The sequence below is a fragment of the Sulfitobacter sp. HGT1 genome (assembly GCF_013282155.1).
In the GTDB taxonomy this organism is placed as follows: Bacteria; Pseudomonadota; Alphaproteobacteria; order Rhodobacterales; family Rhodobacteraceae; genus Sulfitobacter.
In genome coordinates this window covers 112,026-124,649 of the sequence record NZ_BLWI01000005.1, presented here as the reverse complement: position 1 = coordinate 124,649, position 12,624 = coordinate 112,026, and the positions used below count along the sequence as shown (strand labels likewise).

Below are 12,624 nucleotides of genomic sequence, written 5' to 3'. Positions count from 1 at the left end.
TCTATCGATCCGCGAGAGCATAGCCCAGATAGGCGAGCGGTAAAAGCGCCCGCCTGAAACCACCCAATTCAAACCGCGACAACGGCGTTTTCATGGCGTTCGGATAGGGACGCCCGTCAGGATTTCCAAGAATGGCATTGGCCGCCAGCGCGCCGCAATACGTGCCCATTGCCACACCGTTTCCGTGATAACATAGGCTTGCAAACATGCCGTTGTTATCTGGCACCTGCCCTACAAACGGCATCTGGTTGCGCGCAATGCACACCATCCCCGACCAGCCAAAAGGTGTCTCAACATTTTTCCACGCAGGAAAAACCGTTTCAAAATCCCGTCTGACATTTGAAATTGCGCGTTTTTCAGCAGTTGGCCCCGTCAACAGCCCGCCGCGCATACCGAACAACATCCGGCGGTCAGGCATCAACCTGAAATAATGCAGCAGATGCCGGGTGTCATAGACCATCTGGTTGCTGAACCAGCCAGCGGCGTCCAGTTCGGCATCAGTCAACGGGCGGGTCACAATCACGCTTGATTGCGCGGGCATATAGCGACCCGCAAGCCAGCTTGGGACGTCTTCCGAACTGTACCCGTTCGTCGCAATCAGCAGTTTCCCGGCGCTAAGCGTGCAGTTATCCGTCTCAATTTGATAGCCGCCCGGTGTTTTGGTGATCTTTTGCGCCGCTGTGCCATGGTGAATTCGCGCCCCGGCCTGTTCTGCCGCTTGCGCCAGCCCCGTAACATATTTCCGGGGGTTCAACGCAAATCCGGCGGGAATGGTCAGCGCGCCGTGAAACGGGCCACTTAGCCCATGATCCGCAAGGGCGTTTTTCTCGATCAGGGTCGCCGCAAGACCATAGTTTTCTTTGATATCCTGTACCCGCCCCCGCAGATCATCCATATCTTTGGGCCGGTGGGCGAGTTCGGTTTCGCCCTCTGAATGGCGGTCGATCTGGATGTTATGCTGCGTGGTCAAGGTATCCACCAGATTGATGGCGGCCAGTTCTGCCTGACGAAAGGCCAGCCGGTCCGCACGCCCGAACTTCTTATCCAGCGTTTGATCGCTCAGCCTGCCTCCGCCAAGACAGCAAAACCCTCCGTTGCGGCCCGAAGCACCCCATCCAACATACCGGCTTTCCAAGACGGTGACATTTACCCCCGCCTGGGCAAGGTGCAGCGCCGCAGAAAGCCCGGTGAATCCGCCGCCTATGATCGCAACGTCGCAGCTCTGGTCACCCTCTAGCGCAGGGCGGTCAACCGTCGCACAGGTTTGATCCCACCAACAGTTGGCGCGCGGTGCATCGCTATAGGCAAAGCCGTCATAAACACGTTTCACGTTGCGCCACGTTCGGCCGCTTGCATGTCCTGCTGTGCCTTGACCGCGTTGCGCTTGGACACCAACGAAGCGCTGATAACACCAACCGTCACGATACCAATCATGATCGTCGACAAGGCGTTAATCTCTGGCGAGACACCCAGCCGCACCGCGCTCCAGATCTTGATCGGGAGGGTGGTTGATGACGGGCCCGTGGTAAACGAGGCGATAACCAAATCATCCAGTGACAAGGTGAAGGCAAGCAACCAGCCGGAAATAACAGCCGGTGCGATGATCGGCAGGGTGACCAGACGAAACGCATCAAAGGGCGAACACCCCAAATCAAGCGCAGCTTCCTCGAGAGAGCGGTCAAATGACACCAGCCGCGACGACACGACGACCGAAACATAACACATCGAGAATGTCGTATGCGCCAAGACGATTGTCAGCACGCCGCGGTCCAACCCTATTCCGATGAACAGCAGCAAGAGCGACAGACCCGTTATCACTTCGGGCATCACCAGCGGTGCATAGATCATGCCGGAAAACAGGGTCCGGCCCAAGAACCGCCCGCCGCGCACCAACACATAGGCGGCCATCGTCCCCAAAATCGTTGCCAGTGTCGAAGACGCCACAGCAACCTTGAGGGTGATCACCGCCGCATCCAAAAACGCCTCGTTCTGGAGCAATTCGCCATACCATTTGGTGGAAAACCCGGCCCATACCGTCACCAGTTTTGAGCTGTTGAAGCTGTAGATCACCAGTAAAACCATCGGCAGATACAGAAACGCAAACCCCAAGGTCAGCGCAGTTACGTTAAACCAGCTTGCACGCCTCATGTTTCTGCCTCCGCTTGGCGCTGCTGGTTGCGCTGGAACAGAATGATGGGCACGATCAGGATCAGCAACAAGATCACGGCGACAGCGCTGGCCACCGGCCAGTCGCGGTTGTTAAAGAATTCTTCAAACAGCACCTTGCCGATCATCAGCGTACCGGACCCGCCCAACAGCGACGGAATGACAAATTCACCGAGCGCGGGAATGAAGACCAGAAAGCAGCCGGCAATGATGCCGCTACGCGAAAGCGGAACGGTCACCAGCCAAAACGCTTTGGTGCGCGAACACCCCAGATCCTGGGCCGCTTCGATCAGGGATTCATCAAGCCGGTCAAGCGCCGCGTAAATCGGCAGGATCATGAAGGGCAGATAGGTATAGACGATCCCGATATAGACCGCAGTCGTCGTATTCATGATTGCAAGCGGTGTGCTAATCACCCCTGTCCACAACAAAAACTGGTTCAAGAACCCTTCGTTGCTCAGGATTCCGACCCAGGCATAAACGCGGATCAAAAAGCTGGTCCAGAACGGAAGGATCACCAGCATCATCAAGGTGGGTCGCCATTCCTCGGGCGCACGCGCCATGCCATAGGCCATCGGATACCCGACCAAAAGCGCCAGAACCGTTGAAAACAAAGCGATTTTCAGACTGCTCAGATAGGCCTTCCAATACAGATCATCGGTTGTCAGAAAGACAAAGTTTTCAAAATCAAAGGCTTTGATCATCTGCCCGATGCCGTCTTTCATCGTCGGCGTATAGGGCGGAATGGACAGCGCCAGATCAGACAGCGAAATCTTGAACACGATAAAAAACGGGATCAGGAACAGCGCCAACAACCAGACATATGGGACTGCGATGAGGAAAAAGCGCCGCATATTCATTGCTCTAGCAACACGCCGGCGGTGGCGTTCCACGAGACCCAAACCTTGTCTTCCCAAGTAATGCTGCGCCGTGAAAGACGTCGGGTATTCGCCGTCTGTGCCTTGATGATCCTGCCGTCAGCAAGCTGGACATAATAGGTACTTAGGTTGCCCAGATACGCGATATCCAGAACAGTGCCTTGCACCGTATTTTTTGCATCATCCGGTTTCTCGGTCGTGATCGAAATTTTCTCTGGTCGGATCGCAAGATGTGCTTTCTGACCGTCGCTGAAAGGCACATCAGACGTTGCCAGGAACGGCGGTTCATTCTCTGTCCAATCCAGAAAATACACCCCATCACCTGCGGGTTTGGCTGTCCCTTCAATAATATTCACGTCACCGATAAAATCAGCCACATAAACAGAATTCGGTGCCTCATAGATGCCGTCCGGGGTCGCAACCTGAATAATCCGCCCTTCGTCCATCACGGCGACCCGACTTGCCACGGTCATCGCTTCTTCTTGGTCGTGGGTCACAATTACAAAAGTCGTTCCCGTGCTTTCCTGGATATCCATGAGTTCGAACTGGGTATCTTGCCGCAGCTTCTTGTCCAAAGCGCCAAGCGGTTCATCCAGCAACAACAGCTTTGGTGCCTTTGCCAATGACCGCGCAAGGGCGACCCGTTGCCGTTGGCCACCTGAAATCTGATGCGGTTTGCGACCCGCGAATTTGGTCAATCGGGTCAGTTTCAGCATTTCTTCGACACGGGCAGCAATGGCGCGCTTGTCCATACTCCCGCGCTTGAGCCCGAATGCGATGTTTTCCCAAACACTTAGATGCGGAAACAAGGCATAGGACTGGAACATCATATTCACCGCCCGCTTGTTGGGCGGGGTGCCGGCGATGTTCTTTCCGGCCAATTCCATTTTGCCCGAGGTCGGATTTTCAAAACCCGCAAGCATGCGCATCATCGTGGTCTTGCCACAGCCTGATGGGCCGAGCAGAGCAAAGAATTCTTTTTCGTAAATGTTCAGCGTCAGATCATCGATCGCAGTAAAGTCACCAAATTTCTTGGTGACATTTTCAAATCGAATCAAAGGCTTTTCGTTCGGGTCATCCCAAGGGGCAAATATTTTCTGGCTCACTTAGGGTATTCCTTTTCACAGCCCGACATCCGGGCGGGGGCGGAAAAATGGGGCAAGGTCGATTGACCTTGCCCCCTCAAAACCAGCTTAGGTGCCGGATTTAACCTTGGTCCAAAGACGCGTCACAACACGCTGAACTTTGGGCGCATAAGGCGACGTGGTATAAAGGTTATCCAGCGTCGCCGCATCAGGATAGATCGCAGTATCGCCGATCACGTCCTCGACCAGAAACTCCTGGCTCGCCTTGTTGCCGTTCGCATAATAAACATAGTTCGACGCAGCGGCCATGTTCTGCGCGTCCATGATAAAGTTCAGGAATTTATGCGCAGCGTCCGGGTTTGGCGCGTCCACTGGAATCGCCATGTTGTCGAACCACATCAACGCACCCTCTTTTGGGGCGTAGTACTCAATCTCAACACCATTATCGGCTTCTGCTGCACGGTCGCGTGCTTGCAAAATATCACCGGACCAGCCGAAAGCCACACAGATGTCGCCGTTGGCCAATGCGTTGATATATTCCGAGCTGTGGAATTTCTGAACGAACGGTGCAATTGCGGCGAGCACCGGCTCTGCTTTAGCGATGGTTTCGGGGTCCTGCGCATCGGGGTCTTCACCGATATATTTCAGCGCTGCCGGGATCATCTCGGCTGGCGCATCCAGGAACTGGACACCGCAAGCGGCCAGCTTTTCCATGTTTGCAGGGTCCAATACCAATGCCAGCGAATCCACCGGTGCGTCTTCGCCCAGAACCTCTTTGACCTTGTTAATGTTCACGCCCAGACCGGTCGTGCCCCACATATAGTTGATCGCATATTCGTTGCCGGGGTCATATTTCGACACACGGTTGTCGATCACGTCCCACATGTTGGCGATATTTGGCAGCTTGGATTTATCCAGCTTCTGGAACGCGCCCGCAGAAATCTGACGCTGCAAGAATGTGCCCGATGGTACCACAACGTCATAGCCGGACCCGCCCGCAAGCATCTTGGTCTCAAGCACTTCGTTGCTGTCGAACACGTCATAAATCAGGTCGATCCCGGTTTCATCCTCAAACTTTTGCAGCAAGGATTCGTCAATATAATCGGACCAGTTGTAAACACGTACTTCTTCGGCAAAAGCCGATGTTGCGATCATGGCTGTTGCGGCCACGCCGCTTAGTATACCGTATTTCATTCGATTACTCCCGTTGGTTAGGCTGGGTTTTTCCCGGCCTTTCGCCAATTTGATCAAGTTTTACGTCTTGCGACAAGTTGATTTTTTTCTCCCCACAAGGCAATCCTTCTTAAGCATTCCCTTTTGACTATATTTTGAGCAAACAAGATGACCATAGCAGACATCATGATTACACCAGATCAAACACCGGAAAATGCATCCAAAATTCCGGCGCATCAACTGGTCTATTCACACCTGCGCACGCTGATCTTGTTTGGCGATCTGGCACCCGGTCAGGCGGTCACAATTCAAGGTCTGACCAGCCTGCTGAATGCCGGGATGACCCCCGTCCGCGAGGCGTTGCGCCGCCTGATCGCTGAAGGTGCATTGATCCATCAAGGCAACAGGCGTGTTGTTGTGCCCACCTTATCCGCCGCCAACATCCAAGAGCTTGGATTTGTTAGGGAAACACTGGAACCTGAACTGGCCCGCCGCGCCACATCGCGCATGACACCCGAGGTGCTGGAGCGTCTGACGCAGATAGATGCCTTGCTGAATTCGGCCATTGAACGGGGTGATATTGGGGAATACCTGACCCAAAACTACCAGTTCCATTTCCAGATTTACGCCTGCGCTGATGCGCCGATTATCAGTGAAACCGTTGACCGGCTTTGGCTGCGTTTCGGGCCGTCGCTGCGCGTGGTCTGCGGGCGCTTCGGCACGTCGAACCTGCCCGACAAACACGCCGAACTGCTGGCAGCATTTTCAAACCGGGATGCTGATTCTGCCGCCCATGCCATGGCCGAAGATGTTGCCCAAGGTATGCTTCAGATCAAAGCGTCTCTTTAAATTTCAAAACAACGACTGCGATTCGATTGACTCGGCACAATTTGATCATATTGTCCGAAGCAACGCTTTTTCTCATGCCTTGAGGTATCCAAATGTCCCACATCACAAATCACTTGCCCACCGCTGAACTACAGGCACTGGATGCCGCGCATCATATGCACCCTTTCACCACGAATGACGAATTGGCCGCAAAAGGCGCGCGGATCATCACCAAGGCCAAAGGCGTGTACCTGACCGACAGCGAAGGTAACGAAATCCTGGATGCGATGGCTGGCCTTTGGTGTGTAAACATCGGCTATGGCCGTCAGGAAATGGCCGATGTAGCTTCGCGCCAGATGCTGGAACTGAACTATTACAACACGTTCTTCATGACCTCGCACGTGCCCGCAATCGCGCTGGCCAAGGAAATTGCCACCCTTGCCCCCGGCGACCTGAATCATGTGTTCTTTGCCGGATCGGGGTCCGAGGCGAACGATACCAACATCCGCATGGTCCGCACCTATTGGGCAATGAAGGGGAAACCTGAAAAATCCCACTTTATCAGCCGCAAGAACGCCTATCACGGGTCGTCGATGGGGTCGGGATCATTGGGCGGCATGTCCTATATGCACGAACAAGGTGGCATGCCGATCCCCGGCATTCACCACATCAACCAGCCCGACTGGTGGGCCGAAGGCGGCGATCAGACGCCCGAAGCATTCGGCCTTGCCCGCGCACAGGAACTTGAGGCGAAGATCCTGGAGCTTGGTGCCGACAATGTTGCTGCCTTTATTGGTGAACCTATCCAAGGCGCTGGCGGCGTTATCATTCCGCCCAGCACCTACTGGCCCGAAATCCAGCGCATTTGCGACAAATACAATGTTCTGGTCATCGCAGATGAAGTTATCTGTGGCTTTGGTCGCACCGGCAACTGGTTCGGCTCACAAACCATGGGGATCAAGCCGCATATCATGACCATCGCCAAGGGGCTCAGCTCTGGCTACCAGCCCATCGGCGGGTCGATTGTGTGTGATGAAATCGCCGAAGTCATCAATTCGGGCGAATTCAACCACGGCTACACCTATTCCGGTCACCCTGTGTGTTCGGCCGTTGCGCTGGAAAACCTGCGCATCTTGCAGGATGAGAAGGTCTTGGATCACGTGAACAATGTCGCTGGTCCGGCGCTCAAGGCGGGGCTGGATAAACTGTCCGAACACCCGCTTGTCGGCGGCGTGAACCTGTCCGGGTTGATGGCATCCCTGCCGCTGTCACCGCGCAAGGAAACCCGGTCGAAATTTGCCACCGATACCGGCACCGTCGGCTACATGTGCCGCGAACGGTGCTTTGCCAACAATCTGGTGATGCGCCATGTCGGCGACCGGATGATCATTTCCCCGCCGCTGGTCATCACACCCGAAGAAATCGACATCTTCATGACCCGCGCCACGAAAGCGTTGGACGAAACCTATACCGCACTCAAGGATGACGGCCTGTTGAAAGCCGCCGAAGACCACATCCACGATGCAGATTCACCATTGGGCTAATAACGGTCAGGGGCGCGACGCAAACGCGCCCCTACACCAACTTCTGCCCAAGCCGTTCCAACATACCCAGACAGACTTCAAGCTGATCAAGGCTGACGAATTCATCGGGCTTATGCGCCTGTGCAATTGACCCCGGTCCGCACACGATCACATCCATACCCATCTGCTGGAAAATCCCTGCTTCGGTCCCGAAGGGAACAACGCCAGCGCTGTTTGCCCCCAGCAGACCCGCGACCAGATCCCGCGCTGCGTTTTCGGTCATCGGCTCAAGGCCCACGACCTCGCCCAATGTCTCGGTCGAGATATCGGCCTGCGGATAGACAGCGCGCATTTGTGGCAAAAGATCCTGTTCCACAAACGCTTCCATCGCGTCTTTGACAAACCGCAAATCGCTGGTTTGCACAGGCCGGAATTCCCAATCCACCTCGGCTTTGCCAACAATCACGTTATGCGCATGACCGCCTTGAATGCGGCCAATGTTGATCGTCGTAAAGGGCGGCTCGAACCGGCTGCCCACTGGCACCCTCGCCCGCAAATCCTCGCGCAGCGCCATTAACCGCGTGACATAGCGCACTGCATATTCCGCAGCATTCACGCCCAGATCGGGTGACGACCCGTGCCCCTCAAGCCCCTCGAATCGCGTGGTATATTCGCAGCAGCCCTTGTGGCCCTCGATCACCCGCATCTCTGTCGGCTCGCCGATGATGGCGATGTCGGGTTTGATGCCAAGGCGGTTCAGTTCAGGAACCAGCGCCTGCCCCCCCAAACATCCGGTTTCCTCATCATAGGTAAATGCGAAATGCACAGGGCGCTTTAACGGCAGCGCGGCATAGCGTTCGGCCATCACGACACTTGCCGCGATGAACCCTTTCATGTCGCAGGTACCGCGCCCATAAAGCAGCCCGTCAGCCTGCCGCATCTTGAATGGATCGCTTGACCAATCCTGGTCCGTGACGGGCACAACGTCGGAATGCCCCGACAGCAAAATACCCCCCGCCACGTCCGGCCCCAACGTCCCGAACAGGGTCGCCTTGGTGCCCGTTTCATCGCCAAAGATATGCGTGCGCGCACCAAGCGACTGCAACCTGCCGGACAGGTCAACAATCATCTCAAGATTGCTATCGGTCGAAACGGTCGGATAGGCGATCAGTCGGTCCAGCAGGTCGACAGTGGCTTGCAACGTCATTTAACGAACATCTTCCTCGGACGGTTACAGAATGTTTCCGCAGCGCCATCTTCCCGGATGCGGATGCTTTCGGTGATCTCGATGCCCCAATCCTTCATCCACAGGCCGGGCATGAAATGGAAGGTCATGTTCGGCTCAAGCACGGTCTCATCCTCGGCGCGCAGCGATATCGTGCGTTCGCCCCAGTCGGGCGGATAGCTGATCCCGATGGGGTAACCACAGCGCGCACCGCGTTCGATTCCCGCCTTTTCCAGAGGTGCAGCCAGCGCGTTTGCAACGTCGCAAGCGCGGTTGCCAGCACGGGCTTTCTCCAGGCCAGCCTCCAACCCTTCGACCAAAGCAGCCTCCGCGCGCTTCAGAAAGTCGGGCGGCGTGCCCAAAAACAGCGTCCGGCAAAACGGTGCGTGATAGCGGCGATAGCAGCCTGAAATCTCGAAAAACGTCGCTTCGCCAGTTGCGAAGGGCCGGCCATCCCACGTCAGATGCGGCGCTGCGGCATCCGATCCTGAGGGCAGCAAAGGCACAATCGCCGGATAATCACCCCATGCGCCATCCACGCCGCGGATCGCATCGCGGTAAATTTCCGCGACGATCTCGTTCTTGGGCACGCCAGGTTCGACCCGCTCTAGCAAGCCATCAACGATCTTTTCCGAAATCAACGCCGCTTTGCGCATGAAGGCAAGTTCGGGTTCCGATTTCACCGTCCGCTTCCAGTTCACCAATGCAGTCGCATCAACGATCCGCGCCTTCGGAAGACTTTCGCACAGCGACGCATGTGCCTTGGCAGAATAGTAGTAATTGTCCATCTCGACACCGATGCGCCCGGCCTCGACACCGGCAGCCGCAAGATGCTTGGCAAGATCCTGCATCGGGTGGCGTTCCGTCGATTGCACGAACCCGTCAGCATACCCGCGCACATTTTCGGGGCCCATCCAGACAGTTCGCAGCGCGCCGTTGGTGTCTTGATTGCGGCCCCACCAGACCGGATCGGCATCGGGCAAGACAATCACACCCTGATGCACATAGAATGACCATCCGTCGTAACCCGTTAGCCAGGCTTGGTTGCTTGGGTCAGTCACAAACAACGCATCCAACCCCCGCTTCGCCATTTCGGCGCGCACCAGCTCAAGGCGGCGGCTGTATTCTGCGGGGGAAAACGGCAAATCAATTGCGGGCATTCTAGGTATCCTTCAAACTGCGATGGCCCTAGCTTTAGCCAGCTTTCCCCTCCCGGCAATGAAATAAAAAGTAAATCGCTGCCCGTTTCGCAGTCATATCAACTGAATCTGTCGTTATTGCAGGATTTCTTCCTGTAATTTCCCGGATTCGCCTAAAATAGCTGATAATTGGTTGCAAACTATAGATCAGATAGCTTTAACTTCCTGTCAACAATGGCGCATGAACGTCAGAATAACCGGGGAGCCAGCTTTTGGCAGATACTTCAGCAACAAATGCGTTTGTCGAATTTGAACGCGTGCAGAAAAGCTATGACGGCGAAAATCTTGTCGTCAAAGACCTGAACCTATCCATGCCAAAGGGCGAATTCTTGACGATGCTCGGGCCATCGGGTTCAGGCAAGACAACTTGCCTGATGATGCTGGCAGGGTTTGAAACCGCCACCCACGGCGACATCCGCCTTGATGGTAAATCAATCAATAACATCCCGCCACACAAGCGCGGCATCGGCATGGTGTTCCAAAACTATGCCTTGTTCCCGCATATGACGGTTGCCGAAAACCTGGCCTTCCCTCTGGAAGTCCGCAAAATGGGCAAGTCCGACCGCGAGGAAAAAGTGAAGATCGCGCTGGATCGTGTGCAGATGGGGGCCTTTGGTGGCCGGCGTCCTGCGCAATTGTCCGGCGGTCAGCAACAGCGCGTCGCCTTGGCCCGCGCCTTGGTGTTCGAACCCGAACTGGTTTTGATGGATGAACCTTTGGGTGCCTTGGACAAACAGCTGCGCGAAACCTTGCAGTTCGAAATCACGCATCTTGCCCACGAACTGGGCATTACCGTTGTTTATGTGACCCACGACCAAACCGAAGCCCTGACAATGTCAGACCGCGTTGCCGTGTTTGAAAATGGCCGCATTCAACAACTGGCCCCGCCAGATTTGCTGTATGAAGAACCCGAAAACAGCTTTGTTGCGCAGTTTATCGGTGAAAACAACACGCTGGAAGGCGTGGTAAAAGAGATCAAAGGCGGTACCTGTCTGGTGCAGCTGGACGGTGGCGGCATGATCGAGGCAAAGCCGATCAATGTGACCCAGGCAGGCGAACGCACTCGCGTGTCGATCCGCCCCGAGCGCGTTGAATTCAACAAAGACCGGATGCCCGAGGGTGCCCACACGTTGAAAGCGGAAGTGCTTGAGTTCGTTTATATGGGTGACATTTTCCGCACGCGCCTGCGCGTCGCCGGAACGGACAACTTCATCATCAAGACACGCAACGCACCGGATCAGGTACGCTTGAAGCCTGGCCAGCAGATCGAAATCGGCTGGCTTGCAGAAGATTGCCGCGCGCTTGACGCATAGCGCTTAACGGTAGTGCGCCGCCCCAATGTCGGGCGGCGCGTCAAAGAGGCTGTGGTTAGGCCCGATATCACACCCTCAAAAACCAAACGGGCAATAGTTGGGAGACTACTGAATGAAATTCACGACAACGCTACTCGCTTCCTCTGCGATTGTTGGCGCTGGTACATTGGCGTTCGCCGATGCACACGGCAACATGGCAAAAGAGATGACACTTGTTTCCTGGGGTGGTGCATACCAGTCCAGCCAAGACAAAGCATATGTTCAGCCTTACCTGGGCATGAACTCCGACGTTTCGGCCGTATGGGACGAAAGCTCGGCTGAAGCCGTCGCCAAACTGCGCGCCATGAACGAAGCCGGCAACGTAACCTGGGATCTGGTCGACGTCGTAGCAGCCGACGCAATCCGTCTGTGTGACGAAGGCTTGGCGATGGAAATCGACGCCGACGAAGTGCTGGCAGCAGCACCCGATGGCACACCTGCATCCGAAGACTTTGGCGACCTGCTGGTAAGCGACTGCTTTATCCCACAGATCGTTTATTCGACCACATTCGGCTACCGCACAGACATGGTTGGCGACACGCCTCCGACCAAAATCTGTGACGTGTTCGATCTGGAAGCATACCCAGGCAAGCGCGCCTTGGAAAAGCGTCCAATCAACAACATGGAATGGGCTCTGCTGTGTGACGGCGTTGAAAAAGCAGACGTATACGACGTTCTGGCAACACCAGAAGGCCAGGAAAAAGCTTTGGCCAAACTGGGCACCATCAAAGACAGCGTAATCTGGTGGTCCGCCGGTGCTGACACACCACAGCTGTTGGCTGATGGCGAAATCGTCATGGGTTCGACCTACAACGGTCGCTTGTTCAGCGTCATCGAAGAGCAAAAGCAACCTGTTGCAATGCTTTGGGACGCTCAGGTGTTTGACCTTGACGGTTGGATCATCCCAGCAGGCCTGCCAGCAGATCGTCTGGCCCGCGTGATGGACTTTGTTAAATTTGCGACAGACACACAGCGTCTGGCCGATCAGTCACAGTACATCAGCTACGGTCCTGCACGTTTGTCCTCCGCTCCTATGGTTGGCAAGCACGCAGATCTGGGCATCGACATGGCACCACACATGCCAACCGATCCCAAGAACGCCGAAAACACGTTCTTGTATAACTACGAGTTCTGGGCTGACTACCGCGACGACATCGACGCGAAGTTCCAGGCATGGTTGGCGCAATAAGCGCTT

11 protein-coding genes are annotated in these 12,624 nt (G+C 55.5%); 4 read left to right on the top strand and 7 right to left on the bottom strand.

Annotated features, from left to right (window positions below; translation table 11 throughout):
• Position 1: 1 nt before the first annotated feature.
• The 5 genes from HGT1_RS05080 to HGT1_RS05060 form a co-directional block, all read right to left on the bottom strand.
• Entirely contained in the window at positions 2-1,330 is a 1,329-nt protein-coding gene (locus HGT1_RS05080; protein WP_176248843.1) for an FAD-binding oxidoreductase, read from the bottom strand.
• The gene (locus tag HGT1_RS05075) at positions 1,327-2,148 is read right to left on the bottom strand and encodes an ABC transporter permease (protein WP_176248842.1); all 822 of its coding nucleotides are present in this window, start codon (positions 2,146-2,148) and stop codon (positions 1,327-1,329) included. Before HGT1_RS05075 ends, HGT1_RS05080 begins: the two co-directional genes overlap by 4 nt.
• Entirely contained in the window at positions 2,145-3,020 is an 876-nt protein-coding gene (locus HGT1_RS05070; protein ID WP_176248841.1) for an ABC transporter permease subunit, read from the bottom strand. The genes HGT1_RS05075 and HGT1_RS05070 overlap by 4 nt, the downstream gene beginning before the upstream one ends.
• A 2-nt stretch (positions 3,021-3,022) precedes the next feature.
• On the bottom strand, positions 3,023-4,150 hold the full coding sequence (locus tag HGT1_RS05065; protein WP_176248840.1) for an ABC transporter ATP-binding protein: 1,128 nt from the start codon (positions 4,148-4,150) through the stop codon (positions 3,023-3,025).
• 87 nt (positions 4,151-4,237) lie between these two features.
• Positions 4,238-5,323: a polyamine ABC transporter substrate-binding protein gene (locus tag HGT1_RS05060; protein ID WP_176248839.1), complete on the bottom strand. Its 1,086-nt coding sequence runs from the start codon at positions 5,321-5,323 to the stop codon at positions 4,238-4,240.
• A 165-nt stretch (positions 5,324-5,488) separates the two neighbouring features.
• Here HGT1_RS05060 and HGT1_RS05055 point away from each other — a divergent pair, with 165 nt between their 5' ends.
• Entirely contained in the window at positions 5,489-6,151 is a 663-nt protein-coding gene (locus HGT1_RS05055; protein ID WP_255200098.1) for a GntR family transcriptional regulator, read from the top strand.
• Positions 6,152-6,243: 92 nt separating this feature from the next.
• Complete coding sequence (locus HGT1_RS05050) at positions 6,244-7,674, top strand: aspartate aminotransferase family protein (protein ID WP_176248837.1); 1,431 nt, start codon at positions 6,244-6,246, stop codon at positions 7,672-7,674.
• A 31-nt stretch (positions 7,675-7,705) separates the two neighbouring features.
• Here the strand turns inward: HGT1_RS05050 and argE are convergent, their stop codons facing one another.
• Both argE and HGT1_RS05040 read right to left on the bottom strand, forming a co-directional pair.
• Positions 7,706-8,860, bottom strand: a complete 1,155-nt coding sequence (gene argE / locus HGT1_RS05045; protein ID WP_176248836.1) for an acetylornithine deacetylase — start codon at positions 8,858-8,860, stop codon at positions 7,706-7,708.
• Positions 8,857-10,038 carry a M24 family metallopeptidase gene (locus tag HGT1_RS05040; RefSeq protein ID WP_176248835.1) on the bottom strand — a complete coding sequence of 394 codons (1,182 nt, stop codon included), beginning with the start codon at positions 10,036-10,038 and terminating at the stop codon, positions 8,857-8,859. The genes argE and HGT1_RS05040 overlap by 4 nt, the downstream gene beginning before the upstream one ends.
• Positions 10,039-10,289: 251 nt before the next feature.
• Between HGT1_RS05040 and HGT1_RS05035 the strand changes: the two genes are divergently transcribed.
• Together HGT1_RS05035 and HGT1_RS05030 are read left to right on the top strand one after the other, a co-directional pair.
• Positions 10,290-11,390, top strand: coding sequence for an ABC transporter ATP-binding protein (locus HGT1_RS05035; protein WP_176248834.1), 1,101 nt, complete (start codon positions 10,290-10,292; stop codon positions 11,388-11,390).
• Between the two features lie 112 nt (positions 11,391-11,502).
• Entirely contained in the window at positions 11,503-12,618 is a 1,116-nt protein-coding gene (locus tag HGT1_RS05030; protein ID WP_176248833.1) for an extracellular solute-binding protein, read from the top strand.
• Positions 12,619-12,624 lie beyond the last annotated feature (6 nt).